This window comes from Clostridium estertheticum subsp. estertheticum, from assembly GCF_001877035.1.
Taxonomy (GTDB): domain Bacteria; phylum Bacillota; class Clostridia; order Clostridiales; family Clostridiaceae; genus Clostridium_AD; species Clostridium_AD estertheticum.
Window position 1 is genome coordinate 3,516,699 of sequence record NZ_CP015756.1, and the last position, 24,401, is coordinate 3,541,099.

The 24,401-nt window shown below is 32.4% G+C and carries 29 protein-coding genes; all 29 read right to left on the reverse strand.

What is annotated here, in order from left to right; genetic code table 11:
- Positions 1–12: 12 nt before the first annotated feature.
- A complete protein-coding gene (locus A7L45_RS16525) occupies positions 13–999 on the reverse strand; it encodes an N-acetylmuramoyl-L-alanine amidase (protein ID WP_071613807.1) in 987 nt (328 codons plus the stop codon).
- Positions 999–1,403, reverse strand: coding sequence for a phage holin family protein (locus tag A7L45_RS16530; protein WP_071613808.1), 405 nt, complete (start codon positions 1,401–1,403; stop codon positions 999–1,001). The genes A7L45_RS16525 and A7L45_RS16530 overlap by 1 nt, the downstream gene beginning before the upstream one ends.
- A 288-nt stretch (positions 1,404–1,691) precedes the next feature.
- On the reverse strand, positions 1,692–2,090 hold the full coding sequence (locus tag A7L45_RS16535) for a hypothetical protein (protein WP_071613809.1): 399 nt from the start codon (positions 2,088–2,090) through the stop codon (positions 1,692–1,694).
- The gene (locus A7L45_RS23355; RefSeq protein ID WP_169829547.1) at positions 2,062–2,208 is read right to left on the reverse strand and encodes a hypothetical protein; all 147 of its coding nucleotides are present in this window, start codon (positions 2,206–2,208) and stop codon (positions 2,062–2,064) included. Before A7L45_RS23355 ends, A7L45_RS16535 begins: the two co-directional genes overlap by 29 nt.
- Positions 2,209–2,260: 52 nt before the next feature.
- Positions 2,261–2,773, reverse strand: a complete 513-nt coding sequence (locus A7L45_RS16540; protein ID WP_071613810.1) for a hypothetical protein — start codon at positions 2,771–2,773, stop codon at positions 2,261–2,263.
- Between the two features lie 356 nt (positions 2,774–3,129).
- Entirely contained in the window at positions 3,130–4,131 is a 1,002-nt protein-coding gene (locus tag A7L45_RS16545; RefSeq protein ID WP_071613811.1) for an acyltransferase family protein, read from the reverse strand.
- Positions 4,132–4,232: 101 nt separating this feature from the next.
- Entirely contained in the window at positions 4,233–6,965 is a 2,733-nt protein-coding gene (locus tag A7L45_RS16550; protein ID WP_071613812.1) for a glycoside hydrolase family protein, read from the reverse strand.
- Between the two features lie 27 nt (positions 6,966–6,992).
- Positions 6,993–7,241, reverse strand: a complete 249-nt coding sequence (locus A7L45_RS16555) for a hypothetical protein (RefSeq protein ID WP_071613813.1) — start codon at positions 7,239–7,241, stop codon at positions 6,993–6,995.
- Between the two features lie 15 nt (positions 7,242–7,256).
- A complete protein-coding gene (locus A7L45_RS16560; protein ID WP_071613814.1) occupies positions 7,257–8,981 on the reverse strand; it encodes a phage tail protein in 1,725 nt (574 codons plus the stop codon).
- Positions 8,981–9,685 carry a distal tail protein Dit gene (locus A7L45_RS16565; RefSeq protein WP_071613815.1) on the reverse strand — a complete coding sequence of 235 codons (705 nt, stop codon included), beginning with the start codon at positions 9,683–9,685 and terminating at the stop codon, positions 8,981–8,983. Before A7L45_RS16565 ends, A7L45_RS16560 begins: the two co-directional genes overlap by 1 nt.
- Complete coding sequence (locus A7L45_RS16570; protein WP_071613816.1) at positions 9,686–13,687, reverse strand: phage tail tape measure protein; 4,002 nt, start codon at positions 13,685–13,687, stop codon at positions 9,686–9,688.
- Between the two features lies 1 nt (position 13,688).
- Positions 13,689–13,850 carry a hypothetical protein gene (locus A7L45_RS23940; RefSeq protein ID WP_236900458.1) on the reverse strand — a complete coding sequence of 54 codons (162 nt, stop codon included), beginning with the start codon at positions 13,848–13,850 and terminating at the stop codon, positions 13,689–13,691.
- Positions 13,851–13,960: 110 nt separating this feature from the next.
- Positions 13,961–14,308 carry a hypothetical protein gene (locus tag A7L45_RS16575; protein WP_071613817.1) on the reverse strand — a complete coding sequence of 116 codons (348 nt, stop codon included), beginning with the start codon at positions 14,306–14,308 and terminating at the stop codon, positions 13,961–13,963.
- 36 nt (positions 14,309–14,344) lie between these two features.
- Positions 14,345–15,181 carry a hypothetical protein gene (locus A7L45_RS23360; protein WP_169829616.1) on the reverse strand — a complete coding sequence of 279 codons (837 nt, stop codon included), beginning with the start codon at positions 15,179–15,181 and terminating at the stop codon, positions 14,345–14,347.
- A gap of 13 nt (positions 15,182–15,194) precedes the next feature.
- Complete coding sequence (locus A7L45_RS16585; protein ID WP_071613818.1) at positions 15,195–15,509, reverse strand: hypothetical protein; 315 nt, start codon at positions 15,507–15,509, stop codon at positions 15,195–15,197.
- On the reverse strand, positions 15,496–15,894 hold the full coding sequence (locus A7L45_RS16590) for a hypothetical protein (protein ID WP_071613819.1): 399 nt from the start codon (positions 15,892–15,894) through the stop codon (positions 15,496–15,498). Before A7L45_RS16590 ends, A7L45_RS16585 begins: the two co-directional genes overlap by 14 nt.
- Entirely contained in the window at positions 15,891–16,220 is a 330-nt protein-coding gene (locus A7L45_RS16595; protein ID WP_071613820.1) for a hypothetical protein, read from the reverse strand. The genes A7L45_RS16590 and A7L45_RS16595 overlap by 4 nt, the downstream gene beginning before the upstream one ends.
- Positions 16,217–16,528 carry a hypothetical protein gene (locus A7L45_RS16600; RefSeq protein ID WP_071613821.1) on the reverse strand — a complete coding sequence of 104 codons (312 nt, stop codon included), beginning with the start codon at positions 16,526–16,528 and terminating at the stop codon, positions 16,217–16,219. The genes A7L45_RS16595 and A7L45_RS16600 overlap by 4 nt, the downstream gene beginning before the upstream one ends.
- Before the next feature lie 15 nt (positions 16,529–16,543).
- A complete protein-coding gene (locus tag A7L45_RS16605) occupies positions 16,544–17,740 on the reverse strand; it encodes a phage major capsid protein (RefSeq protein WP_236900459.1) in 1,197 nt (398 codons plus the stop codon).
- The gene (locus tag A7L45_RS16610; protein WP_071613822.1) at positions 17,740–18,486 is read right to left on the reverse strand and encodes a head maturation protease, ClpP-related; all 747 of its coding nucleotides are present in this window, start codon (positions 18,484–18,486) and stop codon (positions 17,740–17,742) included. Before A7L45_RS16610 ends, A7L45_RS16605 begins: the two co-directional genes overlap by 1 nt.
- Positions 18,487–18,504: 18 nt before the next feature.
- Positions 18,505–19,680 (reverse strand): phage portal protein, encoded by a 1,176-nt coding sequence (locus A7L45_RS16615; RefSeq protein WP_071613823.1) that lies wholly within the window; start codon positions 19,678–19,680, stop codon positions 18,505–18,507.
- Between the two features lie 71 nt (positions 19,681–19,751).
- Positions 19,752–20,237 (reverse strand): hypothetical protein, encoded by a 486-nt coding sequence (locus A7L45_RS16620; RefSeq protein ID WP_071613824.1) that lies wholly within the window; start codon positions 20,235–20,237, stop codon positions 19,752–19,754.
- Positions 20,238–20,285: 48 nt separating this feature from the next.
- Positions 20,286–21,956 (reverse strand): terminase TerL endonuclease subunit, encoded by a 1,671-nt coding sequence (locus A7L45_RS16625; RefSeq protein WP_071613825.1) that lies wholly within the window; start codon positions 21,954–21,956, stop codon positions 20,286–20,288.
- Positions 21,940–22,245 carry a P27 family phage terminase small subunit gene (locus A7L45_RS16630; RefSeq protein WP_071613826.1) on the reverse strand — a complete coding sequence of 102 codons (306 nt, stop codon included), beginning with the start codon at positions 22,243–22,245 and terminating at the stop codon, positions 21,940–21,942. The genes A7L45_RS16625 and A7L45_RS16630 overlap by 17 nt, the downstream gene beginning before the upstream one ends.
- Before the next feature lie 195 nt (positions 22,246–22,440).
- Positions 22,441–22,812, reverse strand: a complete 372-nt coding sequence (locus A7L45_RS16635) for a hypothetical protein (RefSeq protein ID WP_071613827.1) — start codon at positions 22,810–22,812, stop codon at positions 22,441–22,443.
- 4 nt (positions 22,813–22,816) lie between these two features.
- Positions 22,817–23,128 carry an HNH endonuclease gene (locus A7L45_RS24245; protein ID WP_071613828.1) on the reverse strand — a complete coding sequence of 104 codons (312 nt, stop codon included), beginning with the start codon at positions 23,126–23,128 and terminating at the stop codon, positions 22,817–22,819.
- Positions 23,128–23,652: a hypothetical protein gene (locus tag A7L45_RS16645; RefSeq protein WP_071613829.1), complete on the reverse strand. Its 525-nt coding sequence runs from the start codon at positions 23,650–23,652 to the stop codon at positions 23,128–23,130. The genes A7L45_RS24245 and A7L45_RS16645 overlap by 1 nt, the downstream gene beginning before the upstream one ends.
- Before the next feature lie 21 nt (positions 23,653–23,673).
- Positions 23,674–23,805, reverse strand: a complete 132-nt coding sequence (locus tag A7L45_RS24125) for a hypothetical protein (protein ID WP_257786554.1) — start codon at positions 23,803–23,805, stop codon at positions 23,674–23,676.
- Positions 23,806–23,821: 16 nt separating this feature from the next.
- On the reverse strand, positions 23,822–24,304 hold the full coding sequence (locus A7L45_RS16650) for a Xaa-His dipeptidase (protein WP_071613830.1): 483 nt from the start codon (positions 24,302–24,304) through the stop codon (positions 23,822–23,824).
- Between the last annotated feature and the right edge of the window lie 97 nt (positions 24,305–24,401).

Here is a 24,401-nt window from a genome sequence, read left to right on the forward strand (position 1 = left end):
TATTTTAATATATTATTGTAACGTTATATAATCAGCATAAACAAACCCACCATGTTCGCCATAATAGATACTGTAAAAATCGTCTATTTTTTTGTCGATTTTAACTTTTGTTCCCTTATCTAAGGTTCCTAATTTTGTGCTAGTCAAAGTATGACCATCTCTCACAAATAATGTCGATGCTGTCACTATACCGTATTGTGCTGTTTCAACTTGGCTTACATTTGTAATAGGTGAGGCAACAGTTTTTACAGTAGTTTTTATTACTTCTTGGCAATTTGCTTTAGATACACTCCCAATTAACAGTATCCACCAATTTTTATCTTCATTTACAGCCGTTAACATATCACCAACTTTAAAAGTTTTAACAAGTTCTCCACTCAATCCTACACACGGAGTCAGCTTAGTTACCCTTAAGATTTTACGAAATATAATAGTAGGAGGGATAACGGTAGAAGCTATAGTTTTGCCCAATATACCTTCTGCAATTGCTTTACCTATAATATCAGCACCTAACTTTTTATATAGCTTAACATCTTCGTCAGCTTCAACAAAACATACTTCTACAATCATACTTGTCATAGTAGGTTGCTTAACATCATATAAATGTTCATCGTTAACACCATCTTTTAGCCCTCTATTAATAAAACCTAAACAATGTAAGTTTGCTAGAATCCTATTCGCTATTTTTACTGCTTGAGCATTATTCGGATTTAACCATATTTCACTTCCAATTGCTCCAACATAAGAGTCATATGCTTTGTTAAAATGTATAGATGCAAATAAATTTACTAACGCTTTATTTGCTGCATCTACACCATAAGAAAGGTCAGAACTTACATCACAGTTTCCAGGCGTAACATCTAATACTGTATCTCCTCCTAGTCTTAAATATTTTATTACAGCATCTTTGACCTTACGATCTTCTGTAGTTTCATCTATTAATGCGCTTGCGCCAATGGCTTGAAAATTATGACCACCTCTTATTGCATCTTTGCTCATTATTTTAGTTCCTCCTTAGTTTTTAAATTTTTTAATACTTCTACTAATTTATTAGGTACTGGTATACCTATAATAACTGCATTTTCTAATATGGATATTCCTTCATTTGCAATATAAAAATAGCATACAAGCGTTCTGAATGCCCATGTGCCACTATTAATTAACCTATCAAGCAATACAGCCATAATTAAAACTATTAATATTGTTACTTTCTTAAATATACCTGCAATTCCTATTTCACTAGAAATCTTTTTAAGAACTGCTGCACCCCAAACGCCTGTAACATAGTCCATAAATATAAAAAATATCAATACTTCTAAACTTGTATCCCAAACCCCAAATATAAATGCAAATGCACTACCTAATAATGCAACTATTGTATTGAATATTTCTTTTTCATTCATTTTTTATAACCCCCACTATATTTTTATATGTTTTTTATTTAATAGTTCTTAACGATTTACATTACATGATCCGCCTCCTTAAATATTTTTGCATAAGAAAAGACACCCAAAATTGAGTGCCTTAATTTGATTATTTTATTTTGTAGTTATGTCGGGTTATATTCCAAGTCGCTTTTTGAACCTCTGTAACCGTTGGTATGACTTAGTTGTAACTAGTTGTGACGGATTGTTACTATTGCGTATCAACTATTCTCAAACATAAAAATAGAGCCATAAGCTCCATTTTTATTAATGATATATAATAATTAATTCACTAAACGAACGACCACGATTCTTATCATCAATAATTTTAATTGAATCAATTATTTTATTTTGTTGTCTAAGTTCATTAACCGTTTTATCAATTAACTCGCCTAAATTAGTATTGTACATTTCTGCAGTTACCCTAAATATACATACTTTTCTGTTAGCATCGATTGCTTTGTTTACTTCATTTAATAATGGGACTAAAAGGGCTAGTATAGCTATAATAACTGCAAGTATATTTAAATCTATCTTGCAATTTATAAATACTGGCAGTAAAACAATTATAGCTATTATCAATATGATTTGTATGAATCCAACCGCACCAATTTTTTTCAATACTACTAACCCCTTTCTATTTCCTATTCTTTTTGAATTCTTCAAGAAGTATTTCATCCTCAATAAATTCTCTCATTTTTACTGTTACCCAGGTACTAACTTTAATACCTTTTTCCTCTGAATACTTACAGAAATCTGCATACACTTTTTCATCAATGCTCATGTTTTGTCTGTGTGCCACCATATATAATCATGTTCTTTGCTCTTAATAAATATTATGAGAATATTTTATCACTGATTGATTTAAGAATTGGATTGTATTCTTCTGTTATATCAACATATTTTTCTTCTATTTCAATATCTACTTGTTCCTCATATCTCTTGCATAATATATTATGATAAGTTAAAAATAATTTTCCTTGAAGCTTTCGATTATCCAAAGTACAAGCTGCATAATTAAAAATAATTTTATAATCAGAACTTGGATCATTATGTAGTTTAATTACTTTTGTTGTTATCCCATCTGACCCTTTCCAAAATGAATTTATATCTAGTAATGTACCAAACCCTATATTTTTTAAAGTAACTTCTATACTTCTTTCAATTCTATCTTCAAATGTGCTGCTTATTAAAAATATTGGTTTAATCATAGCATTTCTTTCGTTATCTATCTTTTTATTAGCATTTTTATTCTGAATGGTTGTGATCAATGCCATAAAAGCAGCAAAAGCAGTAGCTACAGCAGATGCTATTTGAGCTTTATCTACAAGTGTTAATGGGCTATTCATTTTCATCACCTCCCTTTAGTACTATTATTCTATAAAAGAAAGTAATTACCTGCTATTTTATTTAAAAGACACCCTTATGGATGCCTTACTTTTTTGAATTTTTAAATTCTTCCATTTCTTTTTCTTCTTTCACAAACTCTCTCATTTTTAAAGTTACCAGGTGCTAACTTTAATAGCTTTTCTCTCTGCATATTTACAAAAATCTGCATATACTTTTTCATCTACACTCATGTTTTGTCGTTTGACTACCATATGTAATTACCCCCTAAGAAGTCATTATATACTATATTCAACATTCATTGCAACGAGTGTATACTAGTGTGTATTATGTCACATTAATGTGACGTCTTATATTCCTATGTTGAAGTAACTATTTTTTTAATTCTAAATTTGTTTTCACTTTTAAATGAACCAAACGCAATGAAATTAGTGTATTTGTTAGTCTTTAGTATCCTAGCAAATAAGAGTGAACATATTGTAGCAGTAATAAATATAGAAATTACTCTTATATAACCACTGCTTATCCCTATATTAAGGAATATTGATTCACATACGTACAATTCTAAAGACCTTTTACCAAAATAAGTTAACCATTTCAGCTGTTTTTCTAATAGTTTTACTAAACAATAAACTGTAATCATTGCTACAATTGCCATAATATACTTATGTGCAATGCTATCATTACTATCCCATTTGTTAAGAAGCACTATCCATAATAAAGCCGATGGTAGTAATGTATATTTGACATATTTAAAAATATAATCTTTATATTTAGATAAATAATATCCACATATAAATATTGGGAAATAGTTTAGTACATCAGCAACTCCAAAATAGCCTTGTGGTAAATTAAAAACCTTAAAAACTAAAATCACTATAAAAATTAAAAATATCATTTGATATTGTCGAATACTATTGTACTTTTTAGTTATCTTGTCTATAAAATAAAATGTCAACATGAATATAAATATGATCCACAAAAACCAGAATGCCCAATCTGGATGCAAAATAGATTTTTTTGCGAATTCATAAAATGAGTTAGGAAATATAGTAAATGGTTTGAGACCAGTAAACTGGAAGTTACACATAAGCTCAACTAATAATGTCCAAGAAATTAAAGGAACTATTAATCTGTAAAACTTCCTTTTTACCCATTCAAAATTATATGTTGGATTACTTAAATACAAAGTAAAACCTGATAATAATACAAACAAGGGCATATGATAAGAATATACTACCCTCCATATTATTGTACTATCAAAGTTGTAAACAAGACCTCTTTGGACAGCATGTCCAAGTATAACTGACAAAATAGCAATTCCTTTTAAAATATCTAAAGTTTCATTTCTTTTTTTCATTCTGTTCACCCCTCCGTTACTAAATATACCATATATAGTCATATTGCTCAACTTTACTATTATTAAACACTGGGATGAACAGAATTAATTGATTGTTTTAATTAGCTATTTGTAATAGTTATACCATCCATATTAGTTATATTACTTAATGCTCCACCAACCTTTTCTTGCTTAATTTTATTAAACATCATGTTATTTACTTTAGCGTTGCACATAATCGCATTCGTAGCAATTTTAGAAACTACATTGTTAACTCTAATGCTATTTAGGTCATTATCTACATAGCCACCACCATAACCAGTTATTATATAGATAACTGCTTCTCTCACTCCAACATTTGTTTCAATAATGTCATTAACTTGGATGTTATAAACTCTCAAGCCGTTTGCACATAATAGAATAACATCATGTGTTGAAGCAACAACACCTCCAAGAGTAATATTTGATATTGTTATATCATGAATATCTAAGTCTCTTATATTCATAGAAGCGTTTAAACCATTTGTTGGTTCCATTGGATAAGCCCAACCTCCAACTGGATAATTACCAAGGCTTAAAGCAGAGCAAGCAACTCCATCATCCCAAGTTTGCCCAGTAATATTATAAATATCTATATTGTGACACCCTGCCCGAAGGTCAACTCCATCACCATTTATTCGTGTGGATACTATGTTTAAATCATGTACACTTCCATTACTGCATTTATCTAAGCCAATTGCCCAACACCTCTGTTGTGTAAATGCAAATCCACTTATTTCGAACCCATCACATTTTGAAAGTGATATTTGAAGTGTTCTCCATCCCCATACATCACCAATCATTAATTCATTTATCTGTTTTATAGGGTTTACACCAGTTTTATTAATATTACAACCAATAATCTTAGCGTTATTTATTCCAAGTATTTTTATGTTTTTTATATCTGCAACCGACAAAGCAGCACCATATGGGTTTGATGGATCTATTGTTAAATTGTTACCTCTAAATACATTATCAAACACATTATCCTTTTGCTTAATAGTGCATCCATCAACAATAATAGTCGTATCAGACTCTAATAATATTACTTCATCAATATTCCAATCTTTTTGGTCAAATATTATTGTTCTTTTTCCAAAGAGAGAGCAGAAATTTAAGCAATCAATAATGACTTGACTATCAGTTTTTATGCCATCATAAAAATCTGAAACGTGGATAATCTCTTTACCATTTTCAAGACCTATTATTTGCTTTAAATTCGCAATGTCAATTTTTGAATTTTGAACGTCATTGATAATACCTGATTCATCAATATTATTGCAATACAATTCAAATCCACCTGTAGCGTCATAGTTAACAGCCAATACTTTGAGATTAAATACAACATATTTGGCATTTGATGGTGTAGTAAAATTAGCAGTTGATGATCGCATTGAACAAACATATTGACTATTTGCATCATAAAAATTGCAACTAACAATTTCACCAGCAGGATAATAATTATACAAATTATGTGTAATTACAGAGTTAGGTACTATTTCTATAAAATTACACATTGCAAAATCACTACTTGTATTTATTATGTCACCGAAAAATTCTCGCCTTATCCCAATAGATATTGTTCCATCGTATAAATTTTTATTTTTTAAATCTAGTAATGTTTCAATCTCTGTGCTTGCTTTCAAACTTTCTATTAATTTTTTAGGTATATAATTTTTTATAAATAATGCACCGTTATCATAAATTTGTAAACTCCCATTTTTTACGTTTGTTCGTATATAAACTGCATTATATGGTAAAAAACATAGACCGTTATCATCTACAGTTATAGCTCCAATAAATGTTTTATTTATATCGAAAACACATAAACTATATGGATTAATCCCCGATAATGTTTTTGCATTGGTATAAACTTGGGAATTCGGTAATACCTTAATGTAATCAGTAGAATAAATATCAGTAATCCCTATATTTTCTATCGCTCCTGTAGCGCTAATACTTTCATTTCTAACCCCATTGTAAAGATTGTCAGACAATTCAAATTTCAATGAGTTATAAAACATGGCTTCATTACCTATAATACTATCTTTCAGTGTAGCGCTTACTTTTCCTCTGAAATCAGTTCTTGCATTAATTCCTTCTTGCCAATTTGTACCTTGATAAACTCCTCCTGCTACCCAAGCCGAGCCATTCCAGTAATTCCAGTTTCCATCTGTAGTTAAATATGATTTAGTATTGCCTGCTGGTATGCCTGCTTTAAGCAATGCTAAAGTTGTATAAATTGTACTTGGAGCACCACTAGCAATTGCTTGTACCAGTGTATCTACGTAAGCTTTATCTGTTTTTGTAGTTACTGTAGCATTGGTTATATCTAAACTTTCTTGATTAGCTTTTAACTTTATTGCATTAGTATTATTTGTTATATTTAAGTTAGAAGTAACTAATGCTGTTTTATCAGCTTTATTGGTATTTAAACTGTCTAGTTGTGACGTGTTATTTGCCAAATCTGACGTGTTTTTATTGATCCCATTTTGTAATGCCGCCACATTACTTTCGGCAATCATCACATTTTTATAAGAATCATACTCTGTTTTAATGCCATTAAATTCCGTTACTCTTTCTCCTTCTACGTTTATTCTACCAATTTCATTTGTTTTTCTTATTATTTCATTGCTATCTGCTAAATCTTGCCTAACTTCTACTGCTGTTTGTTTATCTTCTACAACCAATTGCCTTGCTGTAGTATCTTCTACAACTGTGTTAATGGCTTCAATTCCATCCGCAATAGTTAATTTTACCTCTACCCCTAAAACTGCCGCTCTTATCTTTGCTACTAGATCTGGTATATTTATCATTTGAGTTATTCTCCTTTCAAATAAATTTTATATAATTATTAAATAACCTAATTCTTTCATTTTTGTTCTTAAAGCATTCATGAAGCTATCCATTTCCACCTGAGCCGATGCTTCATTTCCTACTATGCTTATTGCATCCGTAATTGTAAAATTCAAGTTTAAATTATTCCCACCATTTATTAAATTTGAGCTTATAGCTATAACTGGTTTTATCATTTTATCTGCATTTGTAATTGATAAAGTTGAATTTAAATTTGTACTTTCTTTAATTTCCATTTAACTCACTCCTCTTTATTTTGTTGCAAATATGCCCATAGCTTGTTGCCACATATTTGATATTTGAGAATTTACATATTCTTGCGTTGCTAAATTTGTGTTACCATACATATATAAGCCACTTCCCTCTTCTACTGACCAATTACCTTGAAGTGTTGGTGAATTCCCCCCTGCTGTTATTGAACCAACCTCGTTTAGCCCATCTCCACCATATAACTTTATTCCTGCATAATTATTTATACCGTCAAATCCTACCTTCATTCGCAAAATTCCATCATGATAAAATTCAATAAATTGGTCATGGAACAACATATAATCCATGCCATTTGAGGTACGCATTAAAGTAGCTATCATGTACATTGCATTAATATTATTATAAGTTCCGTTGTTCGCAACTATATCGTTGAATACACCTCTAGTTGCTGTCATATCTATAGCTTTTATATTATTAAACGTTCCGTTATTTGCAGTCATATCATTTGCAGTTACATCATGTTCTACGACGTTGCCATCTAAACCCAAATAATATACTTTTTTAGTTCCATTAGTTATGCTTATCCCTTCTGTTGCATTTAAAAGTATTTTTGCTAAGCCTTTTTTAATTCTCAAACCAAAGCTATCGCCGATCTGCACACCATTATAATCACCATCATTAGTCACCATCGAGCCTATAATGCTACTTAAAGTTCCAGTCAGTGTAATACCTTTGTTGCTTAAAGTTAACTTAGGGCTCCACACTACGCTTAAATCCACATCGTATTCCACGCATTTCCAAGTTTCATCAATCCTCATAACTTCGTTTACCATATGTGCCGACGTATTTTCATCAATCATATTGATACTTGTATCAGATAATGTTGCTAAGTCTATTGCTCCAACTTCGAGTGATTTTTTTGGCTTTGTGTAGCTATCTAACTGTAATAAACATTGGTTTTTAAGTTCTGCATCATCATCGACATCTTTAAACTCTACAGTTTTATAAATAATCCCATATTCTGATGCCGCTTCGGCATCCTCTAAGTAATTTAAACCATTATTTACATTCTCAATTGTTAATGAATTTGCTCCAACTGGCACAATTCTAGTACCAAAATCTGTAGCATCTGTTTGAATTAAATTAAGCATATTTTGACTTAAAACTACGTCAATAATTTTATCTGTAGTTGCTTTTAAATAGTCTAAATACTTAATTCCATTCACCTTTCTTAATTGTAAATACCCTAATTGTTCGTTATATACATATTTTGTGATTGCTTCTAAGGTTGTCTCAAGTGCAGTCGTACAAAATAACCAGTCTTCAACGTCAACATTACCCAAATATATTTTTTTATAATTTTCAACCTTTGAGTTATGGGCATCTAAAAATATTTGTAGTAATTGTATAGGAGTTTTCTCCTCATAAATTACAGAATCTACAACGGTATCGTGAAGGAAGTTCATTTCGCCCTCACAAATTATGTCTTTTTTAAATCCCTTATCATCCATACTGCTTTTATTTGTAAATACTCTGCCGCTAAATACTTCTTTATCGTCCCTAATATCCGTAACCACAATCAAAGTTGCCATTCTTGTTAGTAAATTATAAGCAGGATTATTTGGGTAAATAGTAAAGGTCAAGCTACCAGCCTGACCTCTTTTTTTATTTAAATGTGGGACTAATATTTTTGGTGTAGTTTTATCTGTATCAGGATAATGTATAACTGTTTCTACACCTTTGTTAAATATGCTTATTTTATACATTATAAACTCACCTTTCTAAATAATATTTTTATGTGTCCAGTGCCATTTACAGTTATGTTATTTGCTCCGTTTGCTAATTTTAAGCCATAGGGTTTATTATCTCCCATAGACAAATTATAGGTTTTGGAATTATAAATAATACTCATTGCAGTACTTGCATTAATGATAGGCATTACTAGCCTTCCGGGATTATATAAAGTTATTGTTTTTGTACCAACAACATCAAAATCACCAGTTTGCATATAATCCTCTTCAAAATTAAACGTATCCCATAAATTATTTACAGCATAATCAACACCAATTTTAAAAGGATCTGCAACAAATTTAACTTCTAATTCTCCCAACATTATAAAAGTTGCAAATGTTGGTGGTGTTTCAGCTTCTGCCATAAAGTAATAATCTGAAATATCATCAAATATTAATTTTTGTTGCCCTGTATCTTGCAACCATGCTAAGATTTTAGTATATTTAACATATAATTGTTTTACATTGTTAGAATCTATACCAAATTTTATTGTTATTTCTCTTGTGTTGTATACAATTTCTCCATTACTACCAACTGTAGAAAAGTCCCAACCACCACCGTTCATAAATGGAACTGGAACTTTTATTTTATCCTTACTAGGAGGTTGTATGGATTTGCTTATAATAAATAAATCGTAATCACTGTAGCTGTGTTTGCCATTAAAAGTTATCTCATACATTTATAATCCCCTCCTATTTAACGCTAAACTATTTCCATTTATACTTTCTGAATACGGTGTAGTTACTTTTGCAATAGTTTGGCCATCTAAATTAACTGGTACCGTTATTGTTAGGTTACTATTTGATGAATTATTGGAACTTGCCGAACTCCTTAAAGCGTTTGCTATGCTATCTGAAATACTACTTGATGAAACTGTTGTTGATATAGGCACTGCATTACTTGTTCCGGTTACTGCGGACATATCTATACTGCTATTAATATTATTAAGTACACCATTTACCGCGTCTGCTAGTCCGAATAATTGATCTTTAAATGCAGATACTAATCTTTCACCAAGGCTCGCTCCTGCTACTGCGTAATCTTTGCCGTAACTTGTAAGTAAACTTGTTATTTCTTTTTGGTTATCGCTAATTATCATTTTTTCTGCTTCTGCATTTAAATTTGCTTCTGTAGTTTTATTAGCGTAAAAAGTTTTAATATTGTCTAATTGAGTTGCATATGAAGCTGAATTTGCTGTTGCTGTAGCTTCTACCGCTGCCTTATCTGCTACATTTTGTGTTGCTAAAGTTGCTTTCTGTGCTGTAATACTTTCCTTATATTTTCTAGTTTCATTTGTTTTAAGCAATGTATCTAATTGAGCCTGGACTTCTTTTCTCTTAGTTGCCCCCAGGTGCATGCTTAACTGTCTTCTTAATTCTGATTCGTTCGTGCTATCTGCCGAATCTTGATTAGCTATATCGTATTGCGTAGACTCTGCATCAAGCGAGGCAGTTCTAGCACTGTAAATAGTCTCTATAGTTGCTAAACTACTATCTTTTAAAGCTGTATTACTAGCTATTTGCTTATTAACATTCGCTTCTGCTTGGCTCTGTTGATCTGCATAGCTTTCTTTTAAAGCATCCTTTATGTTAGTAAATAGTCCAGTTAAACCAGTAGCTAGGTTATTTGTTTCTGTCTCTGTTGCCTTTGCTATAGATTCTGTAGTAGTTATAACCTCTTGGCCCATTTTTATAACCGCTAAAGTGGCTGAATCTAATTCCTTACGAGCATCTATGCAATCTTGTGAAGCATATCCAAATTGGTACCCTATTTGTTGCCATTTAGCTGTTAATAGGGTAACTTCATCTTGTGCATCTAAAAGAGAATTTTTTTGATTTTCTAAATTCTTTGTTAAATCATTTGTATCTATTGCAAGCCTTGCCATGTCACTATCTAGTGACAACATTGGGTTATTAAAATAAGTGTTTATTTTTTCTTTCATATCTGACCCAGTGATTGCTTTTACTGCTGTAGATATAGCCTTTTCAACCAGTCCTACATTGTTTTGTATTCCACTTGCTAAACTCTGCATAGTATAAGCCCCAAGTTTAGCTGTTGTTCTGTCTGTAATAACAGTATCAAATACTTTTGATAAATTAGTTGTAATGCTGTCTGAAATTCCTTTTGCAACCGTGGATATTGCATCAGTTACAACCTTTTTATTATCTTTAATTCCACTTGCAAGTCCGTTCATAAAATCAGGCATCCATGATTCGTAGTCTGTTAAAGGCCCTTCGTCTGGAACCGAAAAATGTAAGAACTTTCTTATATCTTGTGCAACTCCTTTTATTGCATCGCCTACCGCTCCTGCTGCACCTTTTATTCCATTAACAATTCCCTCTATCATATCTTTACCCCAAGTAAGGGCTTCTCCTGGCAATCCTTTTATATATGCAATTCCATTACTAAAGCCACTTCTAATAACTCCACCTAGTGTGCTTAGTACGCTTGTGATTCCATTTTTAAGAGCATTAAACATATTTATACCTAGGCTCATAAGCGTTCCAGGTAAATTTCTAAAAAAGTTAAGAATGCCATTAAAAATATTGATTGCCCCTGCTTTAATTCCACTACATATGCTAATAATACCTGAACTTAAACCATTCCATGCACTTATAGCTAAACTTTTAATACCGGACCATAAACCACTAAAAAATGTTTTTAATCCATTAAAAATAGACTTAGCTGTATTAACTATCCCACTCCACATTAATGATAAAAAGCTTGCTATTGCAGTAACTACTCCAGTAAATATTAATTTAATTCCTGCCCATATTTGCGTAAAGGCTGCTTTAAGCCCATTAAATATTGAAATTGCATCGGTCTTAATCTTTCCAAAATTTCCGGTGCATAAATCTAATATTAAAAGTATCGGGCCTAAAAAAATTAATTTAATAGCTGCCCACACACCACTAAAAAATGTTTTTAATCCATTGAATACTGTTGTTAAACCACCTTTTAAACTATTAAATATGTTAATTACGCCTTGTATAAGTGGATTAAGTATTATCATTGTTGCTGCAACTATCTCTGCCCATATTGTAGATAACGTTGTTTTTATACTGGTTAATACATTGCTTATAGATGTTTTAATGCCATTCCATACGTTCGTAGCACCAGTGCCTATACTTGTCCATAAATTACTAAACCATGCAGGTATACCAGTAAAAAATGTAACTAAACCATTCCACGCCATTGGTATTGTAACTGTAAAAAATCCAACTAGTGCATCAACTACAGTTTTGGTTATGGCTTGGATATTAGTCCATAGGTCAAGCCAAAATGCTTTAAAAGGTGCACAATGATCCCACAATAATTTAAATCCAATTACCAAACCCGCTATTACTGCTATTGCAATACCGACTGGTCCAGTTATAAAACCTATTACCGCTACTAATGCAGAAACAGCCGGTGTAGCTGCTGCAACTCCTGTTGTTAATACTGCTATTGTCCCACTAATTGTAGTTATTACCGCGACTACTGCTCCAACTACGGTTGCAATGCTGCTTATTATAAATGCTAATGGTGCTATTACCGCTATTATTCCTAATATAGCTAATATTGTTTTTTTTGTTCCTTCGCTCAATCCACTAAATTCTTTTGCTAATTTTGCAATATATTGAGCTACTTTTGCTAATATCGGTGCTAATATGACTCCTATAGTTGAAGAAGCTTCTTTTATACTCTCGCTTGCTATTCTTGCGCTGTTAGCTGCACCAGTACTTGTATTTGCAAAGTCACCTTGGCTATTCTTGGTCTTATCTAATACATAAGCATATCTTAATTGTACTTTTTCAGCTTGTGTCATATCTTTAAATAACGTCTTATGACCTGTGCTTAATGCAAACGCACTTAATGTGCTGTCTAACATGATTACGCCTAGCGATTTAAGACTTTCACCTTCACCTGTAAATATTCCTTTTAACGCATCTTGTGCCTGATCTAATCCTATATTTTTAAAACTTGCTAAATCTCCAGCTAATCCACCTAATTTAGTTGACATTTTAGCGGCTTCGCTTGTATTTATACCCATACCGCTGGCCATATCACCAAACAATGAAGCCATTTCTAAAGCGCTACCCTTGGCAATACCAAACTTATCAAGCGTAGTATCTGACCATGTTTTTACTTCATTTGCATTTTTTCCAAACGCAACATCGACTTTATTAGTACTTTCGATCAAATCTGAACCCATTTTTACAGCCGCTCCACCTAATGCAACAATTGCTAAAGTAGCTGGTGTAGTAGCTTGCCCAACTCTGCTGGCACTTGTTGCAACTTTTCCCGAAGCTTCTGAAACTTTGCTCAATGATGAATTACTTTTCTGTGCTTGTACTTCTAAGTTTTTAAGCTGACTTTCTGTTTTAATTACTTCTCTTTGTAAAGCTTGATATTGCTTTTCTGATATATTACCTTTTGCAAATTGTTCTTGAGCTTGTGCTTCTGCGCTTTTTAGTGAAACTAATTTTTCTTTTGTATTCGTTACGCTTTTAGCTAATAATTCTTGTTTTTGTTGCAATAAAACTGTATTTTTGGGATCAAACTTCAATTGATAATTTACTTGTTTTAATTGAGACTGTAAATCACTACTTGTTTTGTTTACTCCCTTGAGCGCCTTGTCTAAAGGCCCTGTATCTCCATTTATTTCGACTGTTATACCTTTAATGTTATTCCCAGCCAAATTATCCCTCCTTTCTTCCGTATTTGTCTCTTAGTCTTACTCTATCGGGCTTTGTTTGCTCCATTATCCAGCACTTATCTAAATATTCTCTACCTTCTTCGGTCTGCATATAGTTATAAATAATTGCATCCCTAAGAAATAACCAATATTCAAATACACACATATCTTCTAATTCATCAAAACTATAGCCAGTGTAATCACTGACTCTTTTTTCTTCTACTGTATTAACGTTATAATGTCCCTTATCTTCTCCATCGTCAAAATAAGGGACTCTTAGTTTTTTGAGTCTTTAGTTTTGCTTAACCATTCAAAATATGATGTAAGAATTGCATTTATTTGGTCGAGATTTAAATTTGATAATGATTCTGCTGTTATTTTTGTTCTTACTTTATTTTTATTTAATAACATTTCGACCGCATCATATAGGCCATCTGTAGCCTTTTTACCATCTTTGGTACCGCTTAATGCCGTTATTTTAGTAAGCATTTTTTTGCTAGGCGGTTCAACTTCTAAATTCAGCTCAACTTCTTCTTCAATTTCTTTCTTATCTACAATTTTAGTAACTATTAATCTTAATTTTATATCCCAATATCTTTTATTAATTGTATTTAAATTAAACATTTGACAACCTCCAAAGGGGCTATACACCCCGTTATTTTATACTAATGATGTAACTACTATTTCCCCTGCTTTAATTGCTTTAAATGCGCTATCAACTTCAACTATTCCAATTTTGTTTCCAGTTACAGCAGCAATGTCAATTATTCCATCCCATGCTGTATACCCTGATGCAACATTGCAAATATCATTTAATGATGGACGTGTAACCGTAGTCGCAGTTTTATACATATAGCTATTGCCAATTGTAAGTGTTGGTGTTACAGTTATTTTAGTGGTGCCGCTTGTTGTTCCTGCTATTGAAACCGCCGTTAATGCAGTGACCGTCCCAGGGATATCTTCTTCATATATAATTTTTGTTCCCTCGTTATCCATTGGTGCTGCTATAAATTCAGCGTCGACAACCGTTTCTTTATCCGCTGCAAATTTAAAACTAAATCCAGCTTGATTATTACCGACTATCGTCACTCTAATGTTTCCGTCTACAGCATCAAGATACACAAATCTAATTACATATTTCTTTCTATCTTGATTATTCATGCCACCTATTTTTACAATTCTTTTCCCTGGAGTTGATTGTTCATCAACTCTTGCTGTAGCACATAATCTTTCCAATGTATCGCCATTCCATGTCATTAGCCCGCTTTTTAGAGTTACTTCTTCTTCTGTTAAAATTGTTTTGCTTACAAGCCCTAAATCGTCTTTTGCTTCATAATATTTTGGCTTGTACTCTAGAGTTGCTCCACCTTGTATCAGCCCGAGCAGATTAGCCGGTACCTCTAATTCTAAATCCGTTGGGAGTGTTTCACTTACAAACTCTGTTGTATACAATTTACCTGACCCTAAAACTATTTTTTGTTTACCATCTATTGCCATTAACAACTACCTCCTAAAATTTTTCTACAAAATTAAAATCGTATGTAGTTTCGAACCACATTTCTGTGTCGTCCCACATACGATCTTTTTTATACTTTATTGATTTTTCATTTAATAATTTTTCTATTAATATTTCTGAAACGTGATCCACTTTTAAAGAATACAATTCAATACTTATATCTCTATCCGCTATACAATTTTTATCATCAGCCCCGCTTACTGAAGCACCTTCCATAAAAATTATATAAGGTAAAGGCGGAGGTTTTAAAAAACGTTCCTCTGCAACTTTAAGGCTTATAGTTTCCAACCATGGCTTAATGTCCAGCATTTTCTATTACCTCCTTGGATAATTCTTGCATTCTTTTTATTGCTAATTCTTCACCAAATTTAATATGAGGATATGCTTTTGCTCTTCCACCCTGGTTTAGAGCATGTCCTTTTTCTAATAAATGGGTTAGCCTATATTCATCACCACTTACATACCATGTATATCCACGATTATATTGTGTATCAGTTGTTTTTTTAATTTTAAAAGCTTTAACATACTTATTGCCTGAATGTTGTTTAAAAGTTACATGTGCTTTTATTTCTTCATTACATTCTTTCGCTACGATTCCGGTAGAATTTTTAACACCTTCTGTAACTACTTCACTATAACTTGATAGTTCTTTTAATATTGCACTAGCTAAGTTATCTATGCTTATATTACTCATATATTTGCCTTATCTAACGTTAAGTCTGCGCTAGGTGGATTAGTGCCATAAATAGGTTGTACTATTTTAATGCCATATGGTACACCTTCAATTTCAACATAATCTTCGTTATCTATGTCACCTAGTTGAGGTATTCTTATAACTCGATTTATATTGATATTCCTGGCATTTCCTTCAAAAAACCTTTTAAAGCCTAGGATTCTATTCTCAAATCCTAAGCTTGTATGTTTATTGGGAAGTCTTTTTTCATCTTCATCAGTAGTAAATATGTTACATACACCATCATTAAAATTTGAAAATTCAATATTATCTATTTTTATTTTCATACTTCCACCACATCGGGTTGGGAGTCTACCAAACTTTGAATGTGTAAAGACATTAATTCACTAGCAAAATTCTTCTCAAATACTTCTAATGCTTGGCTATTAATATATCTACATCTATCTTTTAATAAGTCTCTTGCTAACCTATTTACCTCAAAATCAATAGCAGACACACCCGCAATTCCTTGCAAATATGCCACACTACTTTCAATTGCATCAATTAAATTTAACTCTGTGTTGGCATCCTCCCACGTTATGTGTAAGTATGCCTTTATCATTTCTAGTATTCCCTCGGGTACTGTTGTAGTCATTTAAACCACCTCTTATTAAGCTTGTTCTTTAGTCTTAACAACATTGTTTACTGCTACTTCTAATACTGCTGCGGTCATTCCAGTAATATCTGCGAGTATAAACGCATTATCATCAAGTGCTCTACCATTACCATACATTTTAGATAAATAAACTCTTTCATCGTCTAGCCATCTAAACTCATCAGAAAATTCAATTTTACCACCATTTGTTCCCGCTCCAATTCCCATAAGGTACTTGTCAGCTAAGCCAAATATAGCTGTTCCTGCTGCTACTGCTGTGCTTTGTATTATAGTTGTTGGGAATGGTAATACATTGTAAGAATAACTACCATCTAGTGCTCTTACAGTTGTGTTTGGGTATATTCTTGTGAAATAATCTACTGGACTAACTACTATTAATATATTGGCTACTGGCCTTTGCTTTCCATTGGGTGCTTGTGCAAGTTTCGCAGCTATTGCACCAAATGTTAGTGGGTTTAAATTAGATACTACCATTGGAGTTTTAAGAGGATATACACCAGCTGTTACTGTTACATCATCAGCTACACTTCTGTTCATCCCGATTGGCTCATTTAATCCAGTACCATCAATTATTGCTGTTTCTGTTGCAAGTGCTATTGCCTCGCTCAATACTCCACGTACATATGCATCTATCCATTGTGGGCCAACCGCTAACATATCTTTGCTTATTGGCATAAATGCAGATAATTTACAAAGTGTTAAATCAATTACTCCGATTTGTCCAGCTAGTTCTTTAGTTATCGCAGAGTTAATAGGGCCCCAAAATGCTAATTGAGCACCTTGTTTATTAACGATCATCTTAGTTAATATAGTAGTATTGGTAAAATTAATTGCAGCTAACAAAGGATGTTCTGCTTTAATATCAGCAATAACATTATCTATGATTGTCTCAGGGTACGCTGCTGGTAAAGTCGTAAATGCTTGTCTAGGATCACTAGATCTCATAGCAGTAATTACACTTTGATAAAATTTATCCTCAACCGCGGTTAACTGGTGCACTCCACGTTTAGTTAAAATATTACTGTCTGCTGTTTTTTGATATGTTTCAAACTCTTCCATTACATTTTGTTGAACATCTTCTGCAAATGCTGCAAATGCGGTTGCTATTGCATTTTCGTCTGTGGATTTCATTGCCACCGCTAAGCTATCTTTAAGTTGTTGTTGAATAAGATCTTTATTTTTAATTGTCATTATTTTACCTCCATTTTTTTATTAAATGCCATCATTAATCTTTCAGCATTAGTTTTCTGTACTATTAATTCTGGTGGAACTTTTAAAACTGGTTCCTGTTGTTCAACTTCAAATTTCATTGCAGCATTAAATCTTTGTTTAGCTTCTGTAATTGTCTTATCTTCTTTGCCAGTTATTTCATCAGCTAACCCATATAACAAACATTGTTCAGCACTAAGCCATGTTTGTTCATCTAATAATGCTTTCAAAGTTTCTGCTGTTAATTTGTCACCAGCTTTTGCAAGATAGCTTGAACAACTAGCACTATCTATAACTTCAACATCATTTGCAGCCTTTCTAAGTTCTTCCGCATTGCCCCACGCGCCCATGGCTGCATGATGTATCATCATTAATGTATTTGTACCCATTACTACTTTATCGCATGCCATTGGAATTACGCTTGCTGTCGAACATGCAAACCCATCTATATAAGCAGTTTTCTGTGCAGTATGTCTTTTTAGTTGGTTATATATTGCTAAGCCTTCTTTGACACTTCCACCATAACTATTAATATAAATATTAATTTGTTTAACATCTTTTGCACTTTCAAGTTGAGCCCTCATATATTTCGCAGATGTTTCGCTTTCAGTAACTTCATCAGTCCACCAATTCACACTATCCTCTGCTACATCATCGTAAATGTATAAATCAAGTGTTCCGATTTCTGCCATTTGCTTAATTAAAAAATTAGTTTTTGTTTTTGCCATAATTATCACCCCCTTTCATTATTGTTTTGTAACTGTAGTTGTTGTAGTTTCAACCCCTAGACTTTCAATCTTTTGATAATTTTTAGTTATTACATGTTGTCTGCTCCACGGTGTATTCAATGCTACATCTCCTGCCTTTACTCTTAAATCATCGATACTATAGCCTCCACTAGCAATAAGCTTATCAAAAGCCTCTGATATGCTAAATAGATCAATATGTCTAATTGTTGTAGTATCAATTCTCATATAGTTACCAGCTAAAAAAGCGGGTTTGCCATAATTTTTTCTAATATTTTCCTCATCTATCATGCAACATATAGGGTCAACGCAAAATGTCAAATAATTTGTAGTCGTTGCTACTATGTCTGCAATGTCCCCTCTCAACAATGAAGGTGGTATTTTAAACGCTTGCCCTGTTCTTTCAAAGATTTCTTTTGTGATAACTGCTATATCTGCAATTTCACTAGTGCTTTTTTTACTTGCTTCTCCACCGTTCTCGGTATATTTATAACCTTTTTCCAACGGTAATACTGCATTTCTTGATTCAAAATATGTTTTGAATCTTTTGTTCATAAGATTTTCTAACTTCTCCTGAAAGTTTACGTTACCGCTTGCTGTTGAATCAATGTCAAGTATGCCTTTGCGCCCACCGCTTTGGTCGTATTTGTCTACGGACATATTTAACAGATCGTTATACCCTTTAACTAAATTACTTAATAATGCCCTTATATCTGTATTCCCTAGCTTGTAATAGTAAACATCGCTCATATTGTAGGTTTTATTAAAACTTAAAGTACCGCTAGTAATACTACTAAAGGTATTTTCTGCAATTGCAAATTCTTCTTGATAAAAAGAGTCCGCGATTATGAGCTGATCGCCTATAGGTAATACTAAAACTTCATTGTTAAATAGCAATTTAGTAATTAATTCTTGCTGAAACTGGCTTGAATTTTTATTTTTGCTAGGTTCTATGTTCCATTTGTAATAATTGTCACCTTTAAATTCAATACCTTTTGCATAAGTTTTAAACTCACACTTCGATACACTACTAGCTATTAAGTTAATCGCGCTAAATACTGCAAATAATTCGATATTTAATTTTTGCTCAGAAGAAATCGCTGTCGAGGTCATGTTTACTGTTGTTCCTCCTACACCTAGGAAACTTTTCATCCAGTCTATGAAACCAATACTCATATTATTGTTCTCACCTCCCCTCATGTTTTGGGTATAAGAAAAGCACCCTAGCTATTAGAGTGCTTCACGTTTTAAAGAGTTATTTCATTAGGTAAGTTTAAATGTGCCCTTACTGCTAATGTTAATTTATTTGAGTTAATAGGTATTAATGGAAGTTCGAGAGTAATAACTCTATCTTCATCGTAATTTATAATCATAAACATTTTAATTTTCGTTGTTTTATTTTTACCGATTCCAGACATCCCTCCAACTAACAACCCTAAAGGGCCTAACAAAAGTCCACCTGCAACCGCTCTCCCACCAACACTTTTATTATGTTCTATAATTTCTTTTTCTGAAATAATTCCAATTCTTTTTATTTTATCAATACTTAAGTTTACCGTTTGTTCTATTTGCTTTTTAGTATAAGTTTTATTCTTAAATATTATACTTCTCTTACTTTCATTCCATGTAGCATAAATCATTATATCTTTTAAATACATTGCTTCTAAGCCACTAGTATGTTTTGCTGCCATCTCTATATTGCCATCATTATCTTTCTTACTAAATAACCCCACATCTATCAACTCCTTACATACATATATAATACTACATATTTATAATAGTTAATAGGTATAGCAATCTAAGTCTAGTTCCACTGCACCCTCGCTATCCTCTAAATCTAATCCCCCAGCTATCATAGCCGCAATAAATGCTTTAAATCCATCTGTTTTTCGGCTCTTAGGTTCAATTTTGCCATATGAAATGTTATCATGTGGTTCAGATTTCTTGCTTGTATTGTTTGTGTACCACCTCATTAAAGGTGAATCTCCATACACTATATCGTGCTTAACAAATAAAGAATTTATTGTAGGGGCCACAAACATTTCATCAGACGGTCTTGCAATCTTAATATTATTTGCACCGTCTTTTTCTATATCGAAACCTACTTCTTTCAATGCTCTTTTAAGTGTTGCAAATCTAAACTTATCCATGCCAAGAGTGGTTATATTATATTTAAGTGCTTGCTCTGCCAACCATTCAGCTGGTAAGTTGGGTGTTACTTCTACATCATCAACAAATGTTAAGAGTTTTCCGCCCTTTTCACTCGCCCATTCATCTAATGGCGCCTTAATTCTTTTCAAGTCTTTGCATCTTTTACATACCCACGTATGGCTTAGCCAATAATATTTGCCTTTAAATAAAAACAATAGGCCAGCGCATACAAAGTCTGTAGTCATAGCGAAATCTATGCCCGCTGTACATGTTAGCCCTTCTAAATTCGGTATTTCTTTATCGGTTGCAAGTATATTTTCCCATGATGTAACTTCTACATCTATGTTGCCTACTGCTATATTCATCCTCTTAATCATAAAACTAGAATTACTTATCGGATCATCTTTGTAGTCAACATATTCACGTTTCATAGTTGCAAAAAGTTCAGGGAAATGATGTAATGAAGGGTTTGCTTTATCCCACATTTTAGGATTATTTACTTCTTCTTCATCATCCAGTTTAGAAATAAAACATATTAATCCATTATCTTCTCTAGCACCTTTTAATATATCTAGTGCCCTTATAATTAATTTATCTAAAGGGCCATCCCTCACGTCTCCATTTGTAGTTGTAATTGTCGTACGTGGATTTTTCTTTTTCCCTAGGCCTGTTTTAAATACCTGAATGCTACTATAATTCTCATATTGATGATACTCGTCAAAATCTACTTTACCAGGTCTACCACCATCTTTAGTTTTTGCGTTTGATGTTCTAAATCTAAGTTTAGATCCTGTCTTTATACAAGTTATTAATTCTTTAGTCCATGTAAAAAAATTCTTTAACACTTTTTTATTAGCTTCTAGCACATTCCATACATCATCAAAGCTTGTCTTAGCTTGCTCCTCTGCATTTGCACAAATATCAATATCATAGTTTTTCACTGGATTATAGTCACCTATTAAACAAAAATCCTCAAATGATAAATAACCATTTTTACCTGCGCCACGTCCTACAAAAATAAGTAAATCAGGCCATCTTAAAATACCAGGACTAGAGTACGTACAATTATGGAGGGTAAAACAAAATACCTCCCATTCAATTAAATCAAATGGAAAGTATTTCTGCTGGCTTAAATACTTATGCAATTGTACTTCATCAATAAATAAATTTTCATTTTCAAAACATTTTTCTATATAATCTATCAATTGGAACTGTTCTTTACAAACTTCTATTTTTTTACTTCTTACTAAATCAATATAATTTTGTAATTCAGGTATTAATACTTTATAGCTCAATAGCATCACCCACGACATTGTCAATTGTTAATCCAAGTTGCTTAAGTATTGCTAGTTTTTGTTTATTGAATGTTACTGCATTTTTTAAAGATTCATTCTCTTTCATCATCATAAAACCCGAAGCTGATTTTGCTTTATAACGTCTTCCGCGTGTTTTTACATCTTCTTGCATTTCAACTTCTTGATTAAAGTACCAAATATAATCATCAATTAAAGATAAAAAGTAATCTGTTTTTGCATCTTTATTTTCAAGTTGTTTAATTAATGACTCCTTAACTTCAATTGCATTTTTCATATTTTAAAATTTTTCTCCTTTCACTCAGATTTTTCCCACATGCGTGATGTTTCTCTTTTGTCTTAATATTGCACCGTTCTAGCAGATTCCTAGAATTTTCCCACATTTTTCGACCGGGGGTAGCCTATAGCTTCATTCTCATTTATAATTTTACTTCAAACGTAAATATCAGTGACAGCCCCATTCTTTTCAATATTATATATCCTTATTGATAACCCTATTACCATCGTAGTTTCTAGTAGTGATATGTCTTACTGGCAAACCTACGTCTCTTAATTTACTCCATATATCTAAAAACATATCTTTAAAGAAGAGTTCATCATAATGTCTACCATATCTTCCATGCCAATCTGAATACTCCCAAATGTCTTGTTTATTAATTGGTTTGCCTATTGTCATCGCAAGATTGATACAATACATTAATGTTCTACCAATGCCTCTATCTTTAGGTATCTCTACACTGACACTACTACTTGATTGTAATAACATACGTTGCCATTCATATAACTTAATGTCCAACGCTTTCTCTACCTTAACTATCTGTTCATCTGTTAACACTGTGCTCATAACCTTACCACCTCTCCTCATTCAATTGTTTCTTAACAACTATATGATGATGAACTAACCAGTGGCATTCACTACACAATGCCATGAGGTTGTCCTTCTCTATTGCTAACTCAGGATGATACTTAAGATACTTGATATGATGTACCATTGTTGCAGGTTCAACCAATCCTCTACTCTTACACATCTGGCATTCATTGTGTTGATCCTTTAATACCTCTGACCTTGGCACTCTCCATATGATATTCATATAGAACGCTTTGATATTGTTATGTAAGTATAGAGTCCTTATCCATTGTACTAACTCCTTAGTATCCATTACCTATTGTAGAATACGCGGTCATCTACTGTTGCTGTCCTTATCTCACCATCTATCTCAACGAATATAGTCTTACGTTTCTTCGGTTGTAACTGTGCTGGCATATTGCAACACAACACATTCATCGTCTTACCGTTGATACTAAACTCTTTAGCATTAGGCTTAACAATACATTTTGTTATTGCTTCTGTTCTTGCTCCATAACTACCACCTATCTTCAGTACACCACCGTTATTAATGGTTATACCCTCATCAACCTTAGTCTTACCTATCTTCTCCTGTTTCTCTAATATCCTATCGCATGTAGCTTCTAAGTTCCTCAACTGCTGCTTTGCTTTATCATATCCTTTAAACTCTACACCTATATCCACCGTTATACCTTTTGCTATCGTACTTGTTTGCTTACCTTTTAAAGCTAAAATACCACCACATTCACATCTCATATTGCCAAGCACCTTATCCCATGCATCTAGCCTATGTTCTTTATCACACTTTAAACATTGATATACAATACTTTTACTCATTATTAACCACTCCTTCATATATTATTGTTCTTTACGTTCTCCACAACTCTCGCCCTCAACTCTTACAATACCTTTACTACATACCCACTCCCTATGACCTCTGTCATACCTTCGTAAGACACAATACTTACAACTGTTTATCTTGTCCTCCACGCTTTACAACTCCTCCTTATATCTCACCAACTTTGGCATTAACTTCTATTGCCTTAAGTCCAGTAATCTTCTTATCATTAGCAACTTTATGAGGATCATCTTTCCAAACAACCTTCTTTTTATTATTAAGCCAATACTTTATTGCTACTATATCAGCCGCTTTATACTTTTTAACTTTAGATATCTTAACATCTTCTTTTGTAAGCACTATATCATTTTCTCCAACTACTTCTTCTTTAACTTTTGTAACTACTTCTTCATAATAAAAATAACCATTACAACATTTAAATAAAGATTCTTCTACTTCATAGTTTCTATTATCTAAGATTTCATCCAATGCATCCTTGATTATTTTATTTTGAGCCTTTTTACGTTTCCATGTTGAGGGCGAAATTCCTAACTTTCCCACTATTTCTTTATCACTACAACCATCCTTAACCATAGATACAATAAGCTTTAGCTGGCTTTCTAGTTCTTCATCCATATTGTTTCTTCCCACGTTATCACCTCATTATAAAGAGCCTTTTGTTTTTCATGGGCTCTTTATATTTTTTTTGCTTAATTTTTAAAATAATATAATTAATATAAAAACTATT